The sequence below is a fragment of the Nocardioides albus genome (assembly GCF_014648255.1).
GTDB lineage: Bacteria > Actinomycetota > Actinomycetes > Propionibacteriales > Nocardioidaceae > Nocardioides > Nocardioides albus.
The window spans coordinates 167,583-188,406 of the sequence record NZ_BMQT01000011.1; the positions used below are offsets into that span (position 1 = coordinate 167,583).

At 69.3% G+C, this 20,824-nt stretch carries 19 protein-coding genes; 11 read left to right on the plus strand and 8 right to left on the minus strand.

Going from position 1 to position 20,824, the window contains the following annotated elements; genetic code table 11:
• The first annotated feature begins 74 nt into the window (after window positions 1–74).
• From IEY84_RS22225 to IEY84_RS22245, 5 genes are all read left to right on the plus strand, one after another.
• The gene (locus tag IEY84_RS22225) at window positions 75–821 is read left to right on the plus strand and encodes an SDR family oxidoreductase (protein ID WP_183549133.1); all 747 of its coding nucleotides are present in this window, start codon (window positions 75–77) and stop codon (window positions 819–821) included.
• Window positions 818–1,675 (plus strand): NAD(P)-dependent oxidoreductase, encoded by an 858-nt coding sequence (locus IEY84_RS22230; RefSeq protein ID WP_183549132.1) that lies wholly within the window; start codon window positions 818–820, stop codon window positions 1,673–1,675. The genes IEY84_RS22225 and IEY84_RS22230 overlap by 4 nt, the downstream gene beginning before the upstream one ends.
• A 16-nt stretch (window positions 1,676–1,691) precedes the next feature.
• Window positions 1,692–2,129 carry a carboxymuconolactone decarboxylase family protein gene (locus IEY84_RS22235; RefSeq protein ID WP_183549131.1) on the plus strand — a complete coding sequence of 146 codons (438 nt, stop codon included), beginning with the start codon at window positions 1,692–1,694 and terminating at the stop codon, window positions 2,127–2,129.
• Complete coding sequence (locus tag IEY84_RS22240; RefSeq protein ID WP_183549130.1) at window positions 2,126–3,739, plus strand: FAD-dependent oxidoreductase; 1,614 nt, start codon at window positions 2,126–2,128, stop codon at window positions 3,737–3,739. The genes IEY84_RS22235 and IEY84_RS22240 overlap by 4 nt, the downstream gene beginning before the upstream one ends.
• Before the next feature lie 233 nt (window positions 3,740–3,972).
• A complete protein-coding gene (locus IEY84_RS22245) occupies window positions 3,973–4,398 on the plus strand; it encodes a nitroreductase/quinone reductase family protein (protein ID WP_183549129.1) in 426 nt (141 codons plus the stop codon).
• A 14-nt stretch (window positions 4,399–4,412) separates the two neighbouring features.
• Here the strand turns inward: IEY84_RS22245 and IEY84_RS22250 are convergent, their stop codons facing one another.
• Genes IEY84_RS22250 through IEY84_RS22265 form a run of 4 tightly spaced genes read right to left on the minus strand, consistent with a single transcriptional unit; the run spans window position 4,413 to window position 10,026 of the window.
• A complete protein-coding gene (locus tag IEY84_RS22250) occupies window positions 4,413–5,675 on the minus strand; it encodes a hypothetical protein (protein ID WP_229788925.1) in 1,263 nt (420 codons plus the stop codon).
• Complete coding sequence (locus tag IEY84_RS22255) at window positions 5,648–7,231, minus strand: succinic semialdehyde dehydrogenase (protein WP_183549121.1); 1,584 nt, start codon at window positions 7,229–7,231, stop codon at window positions 5,648–5,650. Before IEY84_RS22255 ends, IEY84_RS22250 begins: the two co-directional genes overlap by 28 nt.
• A 12-nt stretch (window positions 7,232–7,243) precedes the next feature.
• Window positions 7,244–8,860: a GMC family oxidoreductase gene (locus IEY84_RS22260; protein WP_183549120.1), complete on the minus strand. Its 1,617-nt coding sequence runs from the start codon at window positions 8,858–8,860 to the stop codon at window positions 7,244–7,246.
• Between the two features lie 2 nt (window positions 8,861–8,862).
• The gene (locus tag IEY84_RS22265) at window positions 8,863–10,026 is read right to left on the minus strand and encodes a steroid 3-ketoacyl-CoA thiolase (RefSeq protein WP_183549119.1); all 1,164 of its coding nucleotides are present in this window, start codon (window positions 10,024–10,026) and stop codon (window positions 8,863–8,865) included.
• 200 nt (window positions 10,027–10,226) lie between these two features.
• On the opposite strand from IEY84_RS22265, the gene IEY84_RS22270 reads away from it, so the two are divergent.
• Window positions 10,227–11,450, plus strand: a complete 1,224-nt coding sequence (locus IEY84_RS22270; RefSeq protein ID WP_183549118.1) for a cytochrome P450 — start codon at window positions 10,227–10,229, stop codon at window positions 11,448–11,450.
• A 9-nt stretch (window positions 11,451–11,459) separates the two neighbouring features.
• Here IEY84_RS22270 and IEY84_RS22275 read toward each other — a convergent pair whose 3' ends face one another.
• The 4 genes from IEY84_RS22275 to IEY84_RS22290 are packed head-to-tail and all read right to left on the minus strand — an operon-like array spanning window position 11,460 to window position 15,203.
• Window positions 11,460–11,957, minus strand: coding sequence for a GNAT family N-acetyltransferase (locus IEY84_RS22275; RefSeq protein ID WP_183549117.1), 498 nt, complete (start codon window positions 11,955–11,957; stop codon window positions 11,460–11,462).
• A gap of 54 nt (window positions 11,958–12,011) precedes the next feature.
• Entirely contained in the window at window positions 12,012–13,175 is a 1,164-nt protein-coding gene (locus IEY84_RS22280; RefSeq protein ID WP_183549116.1) for a thiolase family protein, read from the minus strand.
• Window positions 13,172–14,242, minus strand: coding sequence for a thiolase family protein (locus tag IEY84_RS22285; RefSeq protein WP_183549115.1), 1,071 nt, complete (start codon window positions 14,240–14,242; stop codon window positions 13,172–13,174). The genes IEY84_RS22280 and IEY84_RS22285 overlap by 4 nt, the downstream gene beginning before the upstream one ends.
• A 10-nt stretch (window positions 14,243–14,252) precedes the next feature.
• Window positions 14,253–15,203 (minus strand): Zn-ribbon domain-containing OB-fold protein, encoded by a 951-nt coding sequence (locus IEY84_RS22290; protein WP_183549114.1) that lies wholly within the window; start codon window positions 15,201–15,203, stop codon window positions 14,253–14,255.
• A 61-nt stretch (window positions 15,204–15,264) separates the two neighbouring features.
• Here IEY84_RS22290 and IEY84_RS22295 point away from each other — a divergent pair, with 61 nt between their 5' ends.
• Genes IEY84_RS22295 through fadD8 form a run of 5 tightly spaced genes read left to right on the plus strand, consistent with a single transcriptional unit; the run spans window position 15,265 to window position 20,819 of the window.
• Entirely contained in the window at window positions 15,265–16,314 is a 1,050-nt protein-coding gene (locus tag IEY84_RS22295; protein WP_221209140.1) for an LLM class F420-dependent oxidoreductase, read from the plus strand.
• Window positions 16,315–16,345: 31 nt separating this feature from the next.
• Window positions 16,346–17,203 (plus strand): SDR family oxidoreductase, encoded by an 858-nt coding sequence (locus IEY84_RS22300; protein ID WP_183549113.1) that lies wholly within the window; start codon window positions 16,346–16,348, stop codon window positions 17,201–17,203.
• Window positions 17,200–18,435, plus strand: a complete 1,236-nt coding sequence (locus IEY84_RS22305; RefSeq protein WP_183549112.1) for an NADH:flavin oxidoreductase — start codon at window positions 17,200–17,202, stop codon at window positions 18,433–18,435. Before IEY84_RS22300 ends, IEY84_RS22305 begins: the two co-directional genes overlap by 4 nt.
• 14 nt (window positions 18,436–18,449) lie before the next feature.
• Window positions 18,450–19,166, plus strand: coding sequence for a PaaI family thioesterase (locus tag IEY84_RS22310; protein ID WP_183549111.1), 717 nt, complete (start codon window positions 18,450–18,452; stop codon window positions 19,164–19,166).
• 54 nt (window positions 19,167–19,220) lie between these two features.
• Window positions 19,221–20,819: a fatty-acid--CoA ligase FadD8 gene (fadD8, locus tag IEY84_RS22315; protein ID WP_183549110.1), complete on the plus strand. Its 1,599-nt coding sequence runs from the start codon at window positions 19,221–19,223 to the stop codon at window positions 20,817–20,819.
• Window positions 20,820–20,824 lie beyond the last annotated feature (5 nt).

Sequence of the window (20,824 nt, forward strand, 5' to 3'; positions counted from 1 at the left end):
CGGGGCAGTGGCGCCGAGTGGGCGCTGGAGGCTGGGACAGACGCGCCGACTCGGCGTGGGAGAAGGAGTTACGGATGAGGTTTGAGGACAAGGTCATCGTCGTGACCGGGGCGGCGCAGGGGATCGGTGAGGCGTACGCCAAGGGGCTGGCTGCCGACGGGGCCGCGGTCGTCGTTGCCGACCTGAACGAGGAGAAGGGGCAGCAGGTCGCCAAGGAGATCGAGGCGGCCGGCGGAGTCGCCAGGTTCGTACGCTGCGACGTCGCCGACCACGCGTCGGCGGCCGCGCTGGTGGCCGAGACGACCGAGGCGTACGGCGGGATCGACGGGCTTATCAACAACGCCGCGATCTACGGAGACATGGCCTTCGACCTGCTGATCACCGTCGACTGGGACTACTACGAGAAGTTCATGAGCGTGAACCTCAACGGTGCCCTGGTGATGACCCGTGCGGTCTACCCGGTGATGCAGAAGCGGGGCGGTGGGGCGATCGTCAACCAGTCCTCGACAGCTGCCTACCTCTACTCCGGCTTCTACGGCCTGGCCAAGGTCGGCATCAACGGCCTGACCCAGCAGCTCGCCCACGAGCTCGGCGGGATGAACATCCGGGTCAACGCGATCGCCCCGGGGCCGACCGACACCGAGGCAACCCGCACCCAGGCCGGTGACGCGGCCAAGGACATGACCAAGCAGATGGCGATCAAGCGGCTCGGCACCACCGAGGACATGGTCGGGACCGCGAAGTTCCTCCTCTCCGAGGACTCCGCGTGGATCAGCGGTCAGATCATCGCCGTCGATGGTGGCGGGACGTTCCGGCTATGACACGCGCCGGGTTCGTCGGGCTGGGCAACATCGGCAAACCGATGGCGCTCCAGCTCGCCAAGACCGACGGCATCGAGCTGTGGGTCTTCGACGTCGCTCCGGAGCCGGTCGCCGAGCTCGAGTCAGCGGGCGCGAAGGCGGCGGGCTCCGTCGCCGAGCTCGCCGAGACCGTCGATGTGCTGAGCGTGATGGTGCGCGACGACGACCAGGTCCGCGAGGTGCTCACCGAGGCGCTGGCCGCGGCCGGGCGCCGTCCCGGCGAGAACCAGCTGACCGTCATCGTGCACTCCACGGTCGCGCCGGACACCCCCAAGGAGCTGGCCGCGACCGCCGAGCCCCACGGCGTACACGTCCTCGACGCACCCGTCTCCGGTGGTCCCATGGGCGCAGCCGACGGCACGCTCGCGATCCTGGTGGGCGGCACCCCGGAGGCGTACGCAGCTGCTTCCCCGGTCCTGGCGGCGATGGGCTCAAAGGTCGTCCATTCAGGTCCGATCGGCGCGGGGACGCGGTTCAAGCTGGCCCGCAACCTGCTTCACTTCGCCTCCTTCACCGCCGCCACCGAGGCGCAGCGCCTCGCCGAGGCGGCCGGCCTCGACCTGGTGGCGCTCGGCGACGTCGTACGCCACACCGACGCGATCACCGGCGGCCCGGGCGCGATCATGCACCGCGACACCACCGCGCCGATCGAGGAGACCGATTTCTGGTACGGCGTCTTCGGCCACGTGGTCGCGCTGGGGGAGAAGGATCTCGGCTTCGCGATCGCGCTCGCCGAGGAGCTCGGCGTCGAGGTGCCCCTCGCCCGACTGGCCCTCGACCGGTTGGCACCCGGCCTCGGGCTCCCCAAGGACTGAACAAGGAACACGCGACATGAGCACAGAACACATGGATGAGGGCACCGACAAGTTCGCCGACCTCCCCGAGCAGCGCGCCAAGGGGCTGCGCAAGATGGAGGAGGTCTACGGCTTCGACATGGCCGACGGCGACGGTGACTTCTTCCGCTACACCGCCGACCACCTCTTCGGTGACATCTGGCAGCGCCCGGGGCTGACCACGCGCGACCGCCGGCTCCTGCTGATCGGCCTGCTCGCCGGCCAGGGCGCGGCGGACGTGCTCGGGATCCAGATCCCCGCGGCGTACGCCAACGGCGAGCTCTCCGAGGACGAGCTGCGCGAGATCGTGGTGTTCCTGAGCCACTACGCGGGATGGCCGAACGGTGCCAGGATGAACACGGTCGTCGAAGAGACCATCGGGAAGGCCCGGAGAGAGGCACAGAAGAAGGCTCAGGGGAAGGCTCAGCGCTCATGACGTACGTCATCACCCAGTCCTGCTGCAACGACGCCTCCTGCGTGGAGGTCTGCCCGGTCGACTGCATCCACCCCGGACCGGACGAGCCCGGGTTCGGCGCCGCCGAGATGCTCTACATCCACCCCGACGAGTGCATCGACTGCGGTGCCTGCGAGGACGCCTGCCCGGTCAACGCGATCTTCCCGGACTACGAGGTCCCGGACGTGTTCGCGCCCTACGTCGACATCAATGCCGCCTTCTTCGAGTTCACCGGCGAGCAGGACGCGCCGGCGCCGTTGCCGCCGCCCGGTCCCAAGATCGCCGGCACCGGCCCGCTCAAGGTGGCCGTGGTGGGGGCAGGCCCGGCCGGTTGGTACGTCGCCGAGGAGCTCGCCGCCACCCGCCGCTGCGACGTCGAGATCACCGTCATCGACCGGCTCGCGACGCCCTACGGTCTGGTCCGCTACGGCGTCGCGCCCGACCACCTCGACACCAAGGAGATCGCCTCCGGCTTCGCGAAGACGGCGCGACACCGCCGGGTGCGCACCCGCTACAACGTCGAGATCGGGCGCGACGTGACCCACGAGGAGCTCCTCGGTGCTCATCACGCGGTCGTCTACACGACCGGCGCCGGCGAGGGCCGCAGCCTCGGCATACCGGGGGAGGACCTGCCGGGCTCGACCTCGGCGGCCGAGCTCGTCGGCTGGTACAACGGGCATCCCGACCGGGCGGCGCTCACCTTCCCGCTGACCCACGAGCGCGCCGTCGTCATCGGCAACGGCAACGTCGCCCTCGACCTCGCCCGCCTGCTGCTCGCCGACGAGGCCGCGCTGCGCGCCTCCGATCTGGCTCCCGCCGCGCTGGCGGCGCTGGCCGCCAGCGGCATCCGCGAGGTCGTCGTCACCGCCCGGCGCGGAGCGGAGTACGCCGCCTTCACCAGCCCGGAGCTGCGGGCACTGGTCGACGACCCCGACCTCGACGTCGTGGTCGAGGAGGCAGGTCTGGCCGACCTGCCGACCGAGGAGGAGACGACCGAACGCAACGCGGACACCTTCGCGGCGCTGCAGAAGGCGGAGCTCCTCCGCGACCTGGCCGCCCGACCGCGTACGGACGCCGCGAGGCGGCTCGTGCTCCGCTTCGGCCTGACTCCCACCGAGATTCTCGGCACCGAGACCGTCACCGGAGTGCGCTTCGACAGCGGTGAGGAGATCGAGGCCGGCCTCGTCGTCCGTGCCACCGGCTATCGCTCCGCGGGCGTCGCCGGTGTTCCGGCCGAGGTGGGCACCGGCCGCTTCCCTCATGAGGCCGGCCGGGTGGTCGGAGCCGAAGCGACCTACACCGCGGGCTGGGCCAAGCGCGGTCCCAACGGCGTGATCGGCACCAACCGCGCCTGCGCCGCCGAGACCGTACGCACCCTGCTCGACGACCACGCAGCGGGCTCGCTTGCCGACCCGACTGGCGAGCCTCTCGACGACGTCCTGGCGGCACGCGGTGTGACCGTCATCGACCAGACCGGCTGGAACAACCTCGATACGCATGAGCGTGACTCCGGCAAGGAGATCGGCCGCCCACGGGTGAAGGTGACCGATCGAGAGAACCAGGTACGCATCGCGGCCCCCGCACGTGTCTGACTGCGACCCGATCGCCGACTCGGCGCGTCTGTCTCAGATTCCGGTGTCGACTCGGCGCGTCTGCCCCATGAATCCGAGCCGAGTCGGCGCAATTGTCCCAGCCGGGGTTGCAGCGGCCAGTGGAGTGGGGCAGTTGCGCCGACTCGGTGTCCTGAAGTGGGGCAGTTGCGCCGACTCAGCGTGGGTTGTCTGCAAGAGTGGGTGGAAACCGATCCTCGGGGGAAAGGCACACCATGTCAGACAGTGAGTTCAAGGACTGGAACCAGTCGATCATCGACGAGTTCCGTGCCAACGACGGCAACGTCACCTCGGTGCCGTTCGGGCGCGGGCTGGTGCTCGTGCACCATGTCGGCGCCAAGACGGGCGCCGAGCGGGTCTCTCCGGTGGCCAACATCCGTCAGGATCCCGACACCTGGCTGATCGCTGCCTCCAAGGCCGGAGCGCCGGAGAACCCGGCGTGGTATCACAACCTGCTGGCCAACCCGGAGACCAAGATCGAGACGCCTGACGACGGCGTCGTCGACGTCCAGGTCACGGAGCTGACCGGCGCGGAGCGCGATGCCGCCTGGGAGCGGTTCAAGGCGATGAGCCCGGGGTTCGGCGAGTACGAGGCGAAGACCGACCGGGTCATCCCGGTGCTCGCGCTGCACCGCAGGTAGTCGACCGCCCGGCCTCAGACAGGGGTGATCGGCAGCGACCGGCGCGGCTCGAAGGCGAAGTCCGCGCCGGTGCTGAACCTCACCACTGCGACCTCGGAGGCCTCGGGAGCGGGGTCGGTGCGGCGTATGACCTCGACCCGCCAGCCGCCCTCGACCGCGCTGACCTCGACGTCGAGGTGAGGGTCGAGGGCCTGCACCGCCACCTGGAGCGGAACGAACCATTCCGGCCCCATCAGCGAGACCCAGGCGCCGTCTTCGTCGGCGGCCGAGGGCCGGACGACCAGTGCATCGGTCCCGACCTCCACCGAGACGTACGCAGCGGGGTTGAGCATCGGATGGAGCGCGAGCAGGCGCAGCGCGCCCTTCGTGTCCGGCGGCAGCGACAAGGCGCGAGCCAGGCGTGAGCCGGCGACCCCGGCGACCCCGACCAGCTGCTTGCGGCGGATCTCGAGGAGCTGCTCGGGTGAGGTCACCCGGGTCTCCAGCGCAAGGGTGAAGCCGCGGTCGAGCAGTGCCATCTGCAGGCAGACCTCGTCGGCGATGCGCACCAGCGCGGAGCGGGAGAAGGCGGCCAGGTCGAGGTCGGAGACGAGCGGCCCGGCGTAGTCGGCGGCTCCGTCCTCGGACGGGTCGATCGGCGCGAGCTCGAGGTTCGCCGCCCGGGAGCGCTCGTTGACGGCCAGCTCCGGGACCGCGACCGCCTCGGGGTGGGCGTCGTCGATGACGACGGTCCAGCGGCAGTGCGGCTTCCGGTCGGCGGGCGTCCGCGGCGGCCGGTGGACCGGGCGGACCTGCGCTCGCGGGTGGGTCGCGATGGCAGTGGCGTCGAAGGTGGGGTCCTCGATGTCGTGGCACATCCCACGGACGTACTCCTCGCCCATCGGCTCGACGTCCATCAGTGCGCCGCAGTGGTCGAGGTGGAACTCGCCGTGGCGGTCGTCGTGGACGGTGTAGCGGAAGTCCATGAACTGCGGCGGCGCGCCGATGTCGAGCTGGAGGCCCTTGAAGATCGTCGGTACGTCACCCTGCCCGGCCACCGCCGGCGCGTAGCCCAGCGCGGTCTGCATTCGCCGGGTGTAGATCGGCGAGGCGGCGGCCCACTCCACGATCGCGATCCGGAGCATCTCCTCGCGCCCGAAGGCAGAGATGCACCACGCCATCCCAGAGCGGTCGATCAGCTGGCCGATCAGGAGGAGCTCGCGGACGACCTCGGCAAGCTCCTCCCTGGTCAGGTCTGCATAGCGGGAGATCAACGAATGCCGAGCTTCCGCATCCACCGCAACGACATCTGCATCTGCTTGGCGTAGTCGTCGAAGGTCTGCTTGCCCTGCGGCCCCATGACCTGCTTCTTCAGGGTCGCCACGTTCTGGGTCTCGGTGTACTTGAGCAGCCCCTGGTCACCGTGGCGGGCGCCGACGCCGGACTGCTTCATGCCGCCCGACGGGGTCGACTTGGAGGCGTACGCGGTGGCGAGACCGTCGTTGATGTTGACGTTGCCCGACTCGATCCGGGCCGCGACCGCCTGGGCGCGCTTGAAGTCGGTGGTCCACACCGAGGCGTTGAGCCCGTAGTCGGTGTCGTTGGCCAGCTCGATCGCCTCCTCGAGCGTGGAGTAGCGGTGCAGCGAGACCACGGGCCCGAACGTCTCGGTCACCCCGTGCAGCATCTCCTTCGTGGTGCCCTCCAGGATGGTCGGCTCGAAGAAGGTCGGCCCGATGTCGGGGCGCGCCTTGCCGCCGGTCAGCACGGTGGCGCCCTTGGCGACGGCGTCCTCGACGTGCGACTGCACCCGCGCCAGGTGGTCGGGGGAGACCAGCGCGCCGAGGTCGGGTCCGAAGGCGTACGCAGCCTCGATCCGCATCCCTTCGACGGCGGCCACGAACTTGTCGCGGAACTCGTCGTACATCGCCTCGGGGATGTAGATCCGCTCGATGTGCATACAGATCTGGCCGGTGTTGCCGAAGACGGCGAACATCGAGCCGCCGACGGTCTCGTCGATGTCGGCGTCGTCGAGGACGATCATCGGGTTCTTGCCGCCCAGCTCTAGGCAGGCGCCGATCAGGTTGCGCCCGGCCTGTTCGCCGATCACCCGCCCCGTGGCGGTCGACCCGGTGAACATGGCGTAGTCGACGTTGTCCATCATCGTCGGGCCCACATCGGGACCCTCGCCACAGACCACCTGGAACAGGCCCTTCGGCAGGCCTGCCTCCTCGAGCAGCGAGATCCCGTACAGCGGGGAGAGCGCGGTCTTGTTGTCGGGCTTGAGGAGCACCGCGTTGCCGGCCATGAGCGCCGGGATCGCGTCGGAGAGACCGGTCGCGAACGGGAAGTTCCATGGCGCGATGATCCCGACCAGCCCGCGCGGTGGGTGGCGCTCGATCGAGCTCGACAGCACCGGCATCACGCCCGGGCGCTTTTTGTCCCTGAGCAGCTTGGGCGCCCGCTTGAGGTAGTGCGAGATCACCATCGGCGGGTCGCATACCTCCTCGAACGCGATCCGGCGGGCCTTGCCCGACTCGGCCTGGATGAGGTCGGCGATCTTGTGCTGGTTGCGCAGGATCAGCTCGTGGGCGCGCCTGAAGACGGCCAGCCGCTGCGGCAGCGGTGTGGCCGCCCACTTGCGCTGGGCGGCCCGCCCCTCGGCGGCGGCCCGCTCGACGTCGGCCGGTGAGGACTGTGGCAGCGCGACCAGCACCTCACCGGAGTAGACCTCGGTCAGCTTCCAGGACGCGCCCGTGGAGGAGGGGACCCGGGAGACCAGGTCGCTCAGCAGCTCCTCGGTGATCCAGTCGGGGCGGCGTACGTCTGCTGTCTTCGCGGTGTCAGTGCTCATGTCTGCTTCCGATCAGCTGTTGAGTACAAAGGTTGCGCAGCGGTCACCGATCATGACCGCGGGAGCGTTGGTGTTGCCGCCGATGATCGTCGGCATGATCGAGGCGTCGGCGACGCGGAGGCCGTCGATGCCGCGTACGCGGAGCTGCGGGTCGACGACGGCCCGCTCGTCGACGCCCATCCGGCAGGAGCCGACGGCGTGGTAGATCGAGGTCGCCCGGTTGGTGACCTCGTCCTTCATGGCCTCGGCGTCGATGGCCTTGCCGGGATGGATCTCGGACTTGACCTGGCCGCCGAAGGCCGAGGAGGCCATGATCTCGCGGATCATCTCGACGCCTTCGAGCAGGACCCGCTTGTCGTCGGGTTCGGCGAGGTAGTTGAAGTCGATCAGCGGCTCGGCGGTCGGGTCGGCGCTCCGCAGCCGCAGGGTCCCTCGCGAGCGCGGGTAGATCAGCGAGGACATCACCGTCAGCGCGGCCCGCGGGTCGACCTCGTGGCGGATCGGCGCGTCCTGGTTGGGGGAGGGGTAGGCCCAGGGGAGGACGTGCAGCTGCAGGTCGGGTACGTCGGTGGCCAGCGAGGTGCGTACGAACCCGACCGTCTCGAAGACGGTGTGACCGAGGATCGAGCGGCCGACGGTCTGCTCCTTGAGGACCGCCTTCCCGAAGTAGGCCGCGGTGCCGCGGTGTAGCGCGGTAGGCATCTCCCAGGTGGTCGGAACGAACATGTGGTCGTGCAGGTTGTCACCGACCGGGAGGTCGTGGACGGCAGCGATCCCGTGCTCGGCCAGGTGGGCGGTGGGACCGATGCCGGAGAGCATCAGCAGCTGGGGCGAGCCGAAGGCGCCCGCCGAGACGATGATCTCCTGGGTGGCCGAGATCGTCTGGGGGCCCTGCTTGGTCTGGATCTCGACGCCGGTGGCCCGGCCGTTCTCGATCACGATCCTGGACGCGTGCACGCTGGTGAGCGTGGTCAGGCTCGGCAGCTCCTGGTCGTGGAGGTAACCGCGCGAGGCGGAGTAGCGCAGCCCGTCGATCGCACTCTGCTGGAAGGTCGAGACACCCTCCTGCTCGGCGCCGTTGTAGTCGTCGAGGACCTTCACATCGAGGGTCTCGGCGGCGGCGCGCTGGAAGGAGAGCGACGCCTCGGTCGGCCGCGGGTGCTTCATGACCTTGATCGGCCCGCCCGTCCCGCGATAGTCGGAGCCGCCGCCCTCGTAGTCCTCGATCCGTCGGTACGCCTCGTTGACCGAGTCGGCGTCCCAGCCGGTGTTGCCCTCGGCTGCCCAGGCGTCGTAGTTGGCCCGGTTGCCGCGGACCCACAGCAGGCCGTTGATCGACGATGAGCCGCCGAGCACCTTGCCGCGCGGCTGGGGCAGCTCGCGGTTGCGGGCGTGCTTCTGGGGAACGGTGTGATAACCCCAGTCGACGAGCTTCTTCAGGCGCGGCTCGGCGTGCAGCGGACCGATCATGCCCGGCTTGGTGACCAGGTAGTTGCGCTTGTCCACCTTGCCGGCCTCAAGGAGGATCACCGACTTGCCGGCTGCGGCCAGGCGGCCGGCGACGGCACAGCCTGCCGAGCCGGCGCCGACGACGACATACTCGGCCTCGGTGAGTTTGGACTTGGGCACGATCAGATCCTCTCGATGATCGTCGCGGTGGCCTGAGCGCCACCGGCGCACATCGAGACCAGGGCGGTGCTGGCGTCGCGCCGCTCGAGCTCGTGGAGCGCCGCGGTGAGCAGCCGGGTCCCGGTCGAGCCGACGGGGTGGCCGAGCGCGATCGCGCCGCCGTTCACGTTGATCTTCTCCTCGGGGACCTGGTGCACCTTGGCCCACGACATGACCACGCCGGCGAAGGCTTCGTTGACCTCGGCGATGTCGATGTCGCCGATCGTCATCCCGGTGTCCTTCAGCGCCTTCTCGGTCGCCTGGACGGGGCCGTCGAGGTGGTAATAGGGGTCGGAGCCGACGAGGTTGGACGTGACGATCCTCGCCCGAGCCTTCAGCCCGAGCGAAGCGGCGACCGCGGAGTCCATCAGCAGCAGCGCGGAGGCGCCGTCGGAGATCTGCGAGGAGGTGCCGGCGGTGTGGGTGCCGCCCTCGAGGACCGGGCTGAGCCCAGCCAGCTTGTCGAGGGAGGTGTCGCGGATGCCCTGGTCCTCGGTGACGGTGCGTACCGAGTCGGTGGGCTTGCCCTCGTCGTCGAGCATGGGGGCTTCGACGGCGAAGATCTGGCTTCCGAAGTGGCCGGCGTCGCGCGCCTGGCGTGCCTTGACCTGCGACCACAGCCCGAACTCGTCGACGTCGTTGCGGGAGAACCCGCGGTTCTTCACGATCCGGTCGGCGCCCTCGAACTGGTTGGGGAGATCGATGTTCCAGTCTGCGGGACGAGGGTCGCCGGCGCCCTTGGGGACGTTGGCGCCGAGCGGGATCCGTGACATCGACTCGATGCCGCAGGCGACCCCGACCTTGATCTGGTCGGAGGCGATCATCGCGTTGATCAGGTGGGTGGCCTGCTGCGCCGAGGAGCACTGCGCGTCGATGACCGTGGATCCGGTGTGGATCGGCAGCCCGGCGTGCAGCCAGGCGCGGCGGACCATGTTGTTGGACTGCTCGCCGACCTGGGAGACACACCCGCCGATGACCTGATCCACCAGGTCAGGATCGATCCCGGCGCGCTTGAGCACCTCGACCTGGGCAGCACCGAGCAGCTCGCCCGGGTGGAGCCCGGCGAGCCAGCCCTTGCGCTTGCCGATGGGGGTGCGGACGGCTTCGACGATGACGGGCGTGCCCATGGAACCTCGCTCTTCGGGGGTGTCGACAAGTCGCTGGTGCACAACCGTGCACCGTCACGCCATGATGACGTGACACGGGTTACACTCGATTGTTCCAAAGTAGAACGTGTTCTCGTTTGACGCAACCCTTGTGTGATGCGGGGCACTATGTGACGATAAACTAGAACGTGTTACAGAAAAGACCTCGAAGGAGCACACCCGTGACCGCTCTCCCCGTGGATTTCGATCCGACTGATCCCGTGCTCAACGAGGAGCGCGTCCCTCTCCAGGAGTTCCTCGAGCTTCGCCAGACCGCGCCGGTGTGGTGGGTCGAGCAGACCCCGGAGGCGCGTGCGGGCTTCCTCGACACCGGGTTCTGGGCGGTGAGCAAGCACGAGGACATCCTGGCCGTCTCCAAGGACAACGAGAACTTCGGCACGAACGAGAACGGCGTGATCATCCGGTTCGCGCCCGACATGACGCGTGAGCAGGTCGAGCTGCAGCGCGCGATGCTGATCCACCACGACGCGCCCGACCACACCAAGCTGCGCCAGATCATCAGCCGCGGATTCACCCCGCGCGCGATCAATGCGCTCAAGGACCGCCTGGTCGAGCGGGCCAACTCCATCGTCGACGACGCCCTGGCCAAGGGCGAGGGCGACTTCGTCGCCGAGGTGGCCGCCGAGCTGCCGCTCCAGGCGATCGCGGAGCTCCTCGGCGTCCCGCAGGAGGACCGGCGCAAGCTCTTCGACTGGTCCAACCAGATGCTCGCCTACGACGACCCGGACTACAACGCGGACCCCGAGGCAGCCTCGATCGAGATCCTGACGTACGCGATGCAGCTGGCCGCCGAGCGCAAGGCGGACCCGAAGGACGACATCATCTCCAAGCTGGTCAACGCTGAGCTGGAGGGTGGGGCTCTGGGCGATGACGAGTTCGGCTTCTTCGTCATCCTGCTCGCGGTCGCCGGCAACGAGACCACGCGCAACGCGATCTCCCACGGCATGCAGGCGTTCTTCGACCACCCCGACCAGTGGGAGGTGTGGAAGAAGGAGCGTCCCGACACGATGGTCGACGAGGTGATCCGCTGGGCCACCCCGGTGACCGTCTTCCAGCGTACGGCGCTCAACGACGTCGAGGTCGGCGGCCAGCTGGTCAAGAAGGGCCAGCGCGTCGGCATCTTCTACGCCTCGGGCAACCACGACGAGGACGTCTTCGACGACCCGGACACCTTCGACATCACCCGCGAGCACAACCCCCACCTCGCCTTCGGCGGCCACGGCGCCCACTACTGCATCGGCGCCAACCTCGCCCGGATGGAGGTGCGGATCATGTTCGACGCGATCGCCGACCGGATGCCCGACCTCAAGCCCAACGGCACCCCGCGCCGGCTGCGCCACGCGTGGATCAACGGCATCAAGGAGATGCCGGTCACCTACGCCTGATCCAGGACGCTAAGGCACCACCACGTTGGAGAAGTGGGGCCGGCGGAAGGGATACTCCGCCGGCACCCACTTCTTCAGTGCTTCGTAGACCACCTCGTAGAGCCCCTGCTCATACGCCCCGGTGGTCACCCACCAGCTGACGTCGACGTCGTACGTGGCCAGCTCCTCGCTCAGCTCCTGCCGGACGCCCAGCGGGTAGAGATAGGCGCACCCGACGTAGCCGAGCCCTGGCGTCTCCAGGACGTAGGAGAACGACTTGTTCTCCTTCCACTCGCCCTCGTGCCAGACCAGGTCGATGTAGTCGTCCTCTTCCGACGTCGGTCCCTCCGGCCACCCGCCACCCCGCGTCGCGTTGATGAGTTCGCGGTCGGCGTTGATGGCGCGTACGTCATCGGCCAGGCACTCGCGCGACAGCGGCCGCGCCGTCAGGTCGCCGTGGGTGAGCACCCGCGGCGCCTCGAACCCGTCCGGCACGACCAGCAGCTTGCTCAGTCCTGCGTAGCTCATGCACACGAACGATAGGGCCCGGCGAGAAACGCCGGGCCCTATCGGTGCGTGTCTTCAGTTGGAAGGAGGCTGCGAACCCACGACCCACATCGAGAAGAACTGCGAGCCGCCGCCGTAGGCGTGGCCGAGGGCGCGGCGGGCGCCGTCGACCTGATGCTCGCCGGCCCGGCCCCGGACCTGCAGGGCGGCCTCGGCGAAGCGGAGCATGCCGGAGGCGCCGATGGGGTTGGAGGAGAGCACTCCGCCGCTCATGTTGACCGGGAGGCTGCCGCCGATCGCGGTCTCGCCGGCCTCGGTGAGCTTCCAGCCCTCGCCCTCGGGGGCGAAGCCGAGGTTCTCGAGCCACATCGGCTCGAACCAGGCGAACGGCACATAGATCTCGGCGCAGTCGATCTCGCGCGCCGGGTCGGTGATGCCGGTCGCCTTCCACAGGGCCGCCGCGGCGTCGCGGCCCGCCTGCGGGTTGACCTGGTCGCGCTCGGCGGCCGAGGTGGGCTCGGAGCGCATGACGGTGCCGTGGATCCAGGCCGGGGCCTCGTACGTCTTGGCGACGTCCTCGGCGGCGATCACCATCGCGCAGGCGCCGTCGGAGGAGGGGCAGGTCTCGTCGTAGTGGATCGGGTCCCAGAGCATCTGGGAGGCCAGGACCGACTCGACCGTTGTGCCCTCGTTGTGCAGGTGCGCGTAGGGGTTCTTCAGGGCGTTGTTGCGGTCCTTGGCCGCGACGATCGCGCCGATGTGCGAGGGCGCGTTGGCGCGGCGGATGTAGGAGCGTACGTGCGGGGCGAAGTAGCCGCCGGCACCGGCGTGCACCGGCATCACGAACGGGATCGGCACCGAGAGCGCCCACATCGCGTTCGACTCCGACTGCTTCTCGAAGGCCACGGTGAGCACCTTCTTGTGGACCCCTGCCTGCACCAGCGAGGAGGCGACGATGGCAGTCGAGCCGCCCACCGAGCCCGCGGTGTGCACGCGCAGCAGCGGCTTACCGGCCGCGCCCAGCGCCTCGGCGAGGTAGAGCTCGGGCATCATCACGCCCTCGAACAGGTCCGGTGCCTTGCCGATGACGATGGCGTCGACCTCGTCGAGGGTCAGCCCGGCGTCCTCGAGGGCCCGGTCCATCGCCTCCCGACACAGCCCGGCCATCGAGACGTCCTCGCGCTTGGCGCGGTGGTGGGTCTGGCCGATCCCGATGACGGCCGCGGGAACCTTGCTCACTTGCCACTCCCGTTCTCTTGGGCTTCCATCACGCACACGAGGTTCTGCTGCAGTGCCGGTCCGCTGGTCGCATGGCCGAGCACCTTGTCGGCCGACCCGTCCCAGATCCGTTTGGCGGCCTCGCCGATCCGAATCGCGCCGGCGCTGAACATCGGGTTGGCTGCGAGCGCCCCGCCCGAAGGATTGATCTGTACGTCATCACCCAGCCCGAGCGCCGAGCGCAGGACGAGCTCCTGGTGGCTGAACGGCGCGTGCAGCTCGGCGACCTGGACGCCTGCGGTGCCGCCCACGGCGGCCGCTGCCCGCTGGGCCGATCCGGAGATCGTCAGGTCGCGTGTGCCGAGGTGGAGACCGTCGGAGCTGTGCGCGATGCCGGTGATCCAGGCCGGACGCTGGTTGGCGTCGTACGCCCGGTCGCCGGCGGCGAGCACGATCGCGGCCGCCCCGTCGGTCACCGGCGCGCAGTCGTGCTTGCGCAGCGGGTCGGCGAACATCGGCCGGGCGAGCAGCTCGCTCACCGAGGAGCCGCCGGCACGGACCGCGTACTCGTTCTTCTCCGCATCTGTCAGCGACCGGTTGACCACGTCGGCCAGCGCGGTCTCGTCCCAGAGCCCGGCATCGAGCCCGAGGCGCGCCTGGAGCGCGGCCAGGGAGACGGTGTCGGGCCACAGCGGCGTCATCGTGTAGGGGTCGAGCTGCATCGACAGCGTTCGCCGCAGCACCCCGGCCGACGCCTTTCCGAAGCCGAAGACCAGCGCGGTGTCGACCTCGCCGGTCTGGATCTTGACCCAAGCCTCGTAGAGCGCCCAGGCGGCGTCCATCTCGACGTGCGACTCGTTGACCGGAGGCAGCACCCCGATCGCGTCGATCGCGCTGACGAACGAGAACGACCGACCGGCCAGGTAGTCCGACGATCCGGAGCACCAGAACCCGATGTCCTTCTTGGTCCAGCCGGTCTGCTCGTAGCACTCGGCCAGGATCGGCACGAGCAGCTCGGCCATGCTCGGCGACCCGTCGAAGTCCTTCATCTGTCGCTGGGCGAACCCGACGACGGCAACGTCTCTCACTGAGCGCTCCTCACAGGTGGTGCTTGTAGCTGTCGAAGTCCGCGTCCGGCTCACCGGTCGGCGCGAAATGGCTGATGTTCTCGATGCTGGTGCCCCACTCGTCGCGCGGCTTCCAGACCGCCTCGACCCGCATCCCCATCCGGACCTCGTCGGCCGGGATGTCCAGGATGAGGTGCTGCAGCGCGATGTCGGCGCCGTCGAGGAGGACGTACGCGGAGACGTACGGCGGCTTGATCTTCTGCCCCAGGAACGGGACGTTGACGACGCAGAAGGTGGTCACCGTGCCGACGTGGGAGAGCTCGATCTCCTCTGCCGTCGGCACCCCATCGGTCGGGCAGGCGCCGCGCGGCGGCACGTAGACCTTCTGGCACTTCGGGCAGCGCTGACCCAGGATCTTGCCCTCGGCCAGGCCGCGGAAGAACGAGGACTCCTCGGGGGATGCGGCGTAGTGGTAGTCGAGGCTTACCGGGGTCACGATCCGGCTGACGTCCTCGCCTCCGGCGGGTGCCGGGGTGCCTGGCTGGTCGCCGCCGTCGGCCTCGAAGACGAGGTCGTTGACCGAGCCGGTCCGCTCCTCGGCCCATCGGGCTCGGACCCTCATCCCGGTCTCGATGTCGTCGGGGGAGGCGACGTCGACGGCATGCAGCCACGGCGTGTCGGCGCCGTCGATGGTGATCAGGGCGTACGCGAAGGGCCTCTCGAACGGCTGCCCGGCGACGGGCTCGCTGACCCAGGTCCACGAGGTGACCGTGCCAGTGTCGGGAAGCTCGACGAACTCGGTCACGGCCTGGTGCGTGACCGGGTCGTACTCAGGGGGTGGGACTGCGACTCGACCGTCGCCGAGGCGGCCGCCGACGATGGTGGTGTCTCGTAGTCCGGTGAGGAAGCGGCCGATCACCGGGCCTGTGGATCTGGTGTAGTCGAAGGCGACCGTCACGGGTGCCTGCAAGGTGCGACTCATGACAGAAAGTGAAACACGTTCTAGTATTGGCCACAACCTTTACGTGGTGACTAAGGAGTCGATGAGAGTGAAGTTGGGGCTACAGCTTGGCTACTGGGGAGCACAGCCACCGACCGGTGTCGGCGAGCTGGTCGCCGCCGCGGAGGAGGCCGGGTTCGATGCGATCTTCACCGCCGAGGCCTGGGGGAGCGACGCGTTCACGCCGCTTGCCTGGTGGGGCCGGGAGACCTCCCGGGTCCGTCTCGGCACCTCGATCGTGCAGATGTCGGGACGTACGCCGACCTCGATCGCGATGCACGCGCTGACGATCGATCATCTCTCCGGCGGCCGGTTCGTCCTCGGCCTCGGCGTGAGCGGCCCGCAGGTGGTCGAGGGGTGGTACGGCCAGCCGTTCGGCAAACCGCTGGCCCGCACCCGCGAGGTCGTCTCGATCATCCGCCAGGTGCTCGCTCGGGAGGCGCCGGTCACCAACGCCGGCCCGCACTACCCGATGCCCTTCAATGGTGAGGGCTCGGTCGGGCTCGGCAAGCCGCTCAAGTCGATCGTGCACCCGCTCCGCTCCGACATCCCGATCTGGCTCGGCGCGGAAGGGCCGAAGAACGTCGCCCAGACCGCCGAGATCGCCGACGGCTGGATCCCGATCTTCTACACCCCCCGGTCAGCCCCGATGTACGCCGACTGGCTGGCGGAGGGCTTCGCCCGACCCGGGGCACGGCGCACCGCCGACAACTTCGAGATCGCGGCGACCTGTCACCTCCAGGTCGTCTCCGACGCGGCGGAGAAACAGGCGGCGCTCGACGCGATGAAGCCGTTCGTGGCGCTCTACATGGGCGGGATGGGCGCCAAGGAGCAGAACTTCCACAACCAGGTCTTCGAGCGGATGGGCTATGCCGACCTCGCCGGCAAGGTCCAGGCCCTCTACCTGACCGGCGAGAAGGACAAGGCCACCGCGCTCATCCCTGACGATCTCGTCGACGACCTGCACATCATCGGCACCGAGGGCGAGGTGCGCGAGAAGGTGGCCCAGTGGGAGGAGACCGGTGTGACCACTCTGCTGCTGAGCCTCCGCTCGGCCGCCGAGGTCCACCGCATCGCCGAGGTGCTCGGGTGAAGGCGGCGGGCTGCTCGGGGACTGCTCGCTGATGGCGGTCTATGCCGTCACCGGCTCGGCCTCCGGCATGGGCGCCGCGGTCGTCGAGCGGCTCACCACCGCAGGGCACCGGGTCGTCACCGTCGACATCGCGGAGGCCGATGTGGTCGTCGACCTGTCGACGTCGCAGGGCCGGCGAGATGCCACCGAGAAGGTGCTCGCCGCCTGTGGTGGCCGGCTCGATGGCGCCGTCCTGGCAGCCGGACTCGGCCCGGCGCCGGGACGCCACCGACCCTCCTTGATCACCCAGGTCAACTACTTCGGCGTCGTCGAGCTCCTCGAAGGGTGGCGCGAAGCGCTCGCCGCCACTGGGGAGGCCAAGGTCGTGGTGTTCTCCAGCAACTCGACCACGACGATGCCGATGATCCCGAGCCGGGCGGTCGCAGCGCTGCTGGAGGGCGACGCAGAGCGGGCGCTGAAGGCGTACCGGATCTTCGGAAAGGGCGCACCGGCGATGGCCTACGGCGCCTCGAAGGTCGCCGTCACCCGCTGGGTGCGACGGCGCGCGGTCGAGCCGGACTGGGTGCAGGCCGGGATCCGGCTCAACGCGATCGCGCCGGGCGCAGTGCTGACACCGCTCCTGGAGAAGCAGCTCGCCACGCCGGGCGAGGCGAAGGCGATCAGGTCGTTCCCGGTGCCGGCCGGCGGCTACGGCGACCCCGGGCTGCTCGCAGACTGGGTGATCCACATGCTCGGCCCCGCGGCTGACTTCATGGTCGGCAGCGTCGTCGTGGTCGACGGTGGTACCGATGCATGGTTCCGGGCCGACGACTGGCCGCGGCCGGTGCCCGGCAGACGACTGCGGGGCTATCTGCGCAGGATGCGCGAGTTCAGGAAGGCGAGACGATGACCGACGCGGACGCGGTTCCAGGGACCGACCCGCTCGCTCCGGCGACGCTGGGCCCGGTGACCCTGCGCAACCGGGTGATCAAAGCGGCGACGTTCGAAGGTGCCTCACCCGACGCGCTCGTCTCGGACCGGCTGATCGACTACCACCTCGCCGTCGCCGAGGGCGGCGTCGGGATGACCACGGTCGCCTATCTCGCGGTGGCCCCGGAGGGGCGTACGCATGCCGACTGCATCTACTGGCGACCCGCGGCGCTCCCCGGCCTGAGGAGGCTGACCGAGGAGGTCCACAAGACCGGCGCCAAGGTGTCCGCCCAGATCGGTCACGCCGGACCGGTGGCAAACGCGAAGTCCAACGGTTCGCCGTCGCTGGCGCCTACGCGGTCGTTCAACGCACTGGGGATGGCGTTCAACCGCGCCGCCACCGCCGAGGACCTGGCGCGGGTCGTGGAGCAGCACGCCGATGCCGCCCGGATGGCGGTCGAGAGCGGCTTCGACGCGATCGAGGTGCACCTAGGGCACAACTATCTGCCGAGCTCGTTCCTCAGCCCCCGACTCAATCCGCGCACCGACGAGTTCGGCGGGCCGCTGGCCAACCGGGCCTCTTTTCCGCGCCGGATCCTGGCCGCCGTACGTGAGGCCGTAGGCGACCAGGTCGCCGTGCTCGCGAAGATGAACATGCGCGACGGCTACCGCGGCGGGTTCGACCTGCCGGAGTCGGTGGAGTTCGCGCGCCTGATCGAGTCCGACGGCCACCTCGACGCGCTCGAGCTCACCGGCGGCTCTTCGTTCATGAACCCGATGTACCTGTTCCGCGGCGACGCTCCCTACCGCGAGATGGCGGCGAACATGCCGCTGCACCCGATGATCCGGATGGGCATGAGGTTGGTGGGGAAGCGCTTCTTCAAGGAGTACCCCTACAAGCCGCTCTACTTCCTCGACAACGCCCGCGAGTTCCGCCGCGCCCTGAGCATGCCGCTGGTTCTCCTCGGCGGGGTCACCGACATGACCGGGATGCGGACCGCGATGGACGAGGGCTTCGAGTACGTCGCGATGGCCCGCGCGCTGCTTCGCGAGCCGGACCTGATCAACCGCCTCCGGGCCGACCCCTCGACCGTGTCGCGATGCACCCACTGCAACCTGTGCATGTCGACCATCTACCCGGGGACCCATTGCCACCTCGATACCGAGCACGTCTACGGTGAGGCTCACCCGATCCTGCTGCCCCCATCCTGAACGCGAGGACCCAGATGTCGATGCACTACGGACGTGCCCACCACCCGAAGGCTCCTGCGGGGTACATCCATGACGACATGACCAAGGCAGAGATCAAAGAGCGGGAGTCGAGCCTGGTGCCGCTGACCGACTCGGTGCGTCGGCTCGTCGACGCCGTCGTCCGCACGCAGGTTCCGGACTCGGTCCTCGACGACGTACGCACCCGGGTCGAGACGCTGGCCGAGGAGCTGCTCGCCGACGCGCTGCCTGGGCCGCACGGGGTCCGGTTCGGGCCCGACGGGGGCTTCCGCAACTACGGCAACCCGGTCGTCGGGAAGGGCAACGCCTTCGCCCCACCGCTGGCGGTCCAGCGCGACGGCGAGGACGTCTGGGCCGAGTTCGAGCTGGGACCGGCGTACGAGGGCCCGCCGGGACTGGTCCACGGTGGTGTCTCGGCGCTGATCCTCGACCAGCTGCTCGGCGAGGCCGCCTCGGCGGGTGGCCGGCCCGGGATGACCGGCACCCTGACCATCGTCTACAAGCAGGGGACCCCGCTCGGTCCGCTGTGCGGCGAGGCGCGGATCGAGTCGACCGAAGGCGTGAAGGCGGTCGTACGCGGCCGGCTGCTGACCCGGCCGGCAGATGGCTCCGACCCGGCGGTCTGCGTCGAGGCCGAGGGCATCTTCATCCTGCCTCGCTGGGCGCGCGAGGCGATGGCCGCAGCCGATCGGGAGCACGTCGGCGACGCCTGAACCTGCACCGCCGAGACTCTAGAACACGTTCTAGTTTCGCGATAAGGTGCGGGCATGGATACCAGCCGCATCGGTCCCCACAACGGTCATCTGATGGTCTCGGCGCTGGAGCGCCACAAGAACCGTCCGATCATGATGGTCTCGACAGGCTCGACCTCCGATACTCCAGTCAGCCTGACCGGGGGAGAGGTCGCGGCGCGGATCAGCCAGTACGTCCAGGCATTCGAGGCGCTCGGTGCCGGCACAGGCACCGCGACCGCGCTGCTCGCGCTCAACCGTCCCGAGGTGCTCTTCATCCTCGGAGCGGGCCAGACCCAGGGGTTCCAGCGCACGTCGCTGCACCCGCTGGGGAGCGCCGAGGACCAGGCGTACGTCATCAACGACGCCGGGATCACCGGGATCGTCATCGACCCCTACTTCGCCGACCGCGCGGTCGAGCTGCTCGAGCTGTGCCCGGACCTCCAGCGCGTGCTCACCATCGGCCCGGTGCCGCCGCAGCTGGCCGGCGTCGGCGTCGACCTGGCCGCCGCCGCGGCGACCTACCCGGTCGAGCCGCTCCGGGCCCGGCTGCTGCCGCCGGGGCACGTCACCTCCATCACCTACACCGGCGGCACGACGGGAAAGCCGAAGGGCGTGATCGGGCTGTCGGGGTCGTTCGCGACGATGACCCAGGTTCAGCTCTCGGAGTGGGAGTGGCCCGAGTCGCCCCGCTTCCTGATGTGCACCCCGCTCTCCCACGCCGGCGCAGCCTTCTTCGTGCCGGTCGTGATCAAGGGCGGGACGCTGTTCGTGCTTCCGAGGTTCGATCCGGCCGAGGTGCTGGAGACCATCGAGCGGGAGCGGATCTCCTCCCTGATGGTGGTCCCGACGATGCTCTACGCCCTCCTGGACCACCCCGACTCCCACACCCGCGACCTCTCCTCGCTCGAGACCGTCTACTACGGCGCCTCCGCCATCAACCCGGTGCGCCTGGCCGAGGCGATCGAGCGATTCGGGCCGATCTTCGCGCAGTACTACGGCCAGTCCGAGGCGCCGATGGCGATCACCTACTTCGCCAAGGGCGACCATGTCGACGCCGAGGGCAAGCCGGTCACCGAGCGCCTCACCTCCTGCGGTCGCCCCTCGGCGCTGGTGCGGACAGCGCTGCTCGGTCCCGACGACAAGCCCGTCGCTCCCGGCGAGCCCGGTGAGATCTGTGTCGCCGGCCCGCTGCTCTCGGGCGGCTACTGGCAGCTACCCGAGGTCACCGCCGAGACGTTCCGGGACGGCTGGATGCACACCGGCGACGTCGCCCGCGAGGACGAGGACGGTTTCTGGTACATCGTGGACCGCACCAAGGACATGATCGTCACCGGCGGCTTCAACGTCTTCCCGCGCGAGGTCGAAGATGTCATCGCGACCCACCCGGCGGTCGCCCAGGTCGCCGTGATCGGCACCCCGCACGAGAAGTTCGGCGAGGCAGTCACCGCCGTGGTCGTCCCGCGCCCCGACGCCGTCCTGTCGGACGAGGTCGTCGCCGAGATCCAGGCCCTGGTCAAGGAGCGGAAGGGCTCCGTGCAGGCGCCGAAGTCGGTCATCGAGGTCGAGGCGATCCCCATGACCGCCCTCGGCAAGCCGGACAAGAAGGCCCTCCGCGCCCGCTTCTCGCAGTGACGTAC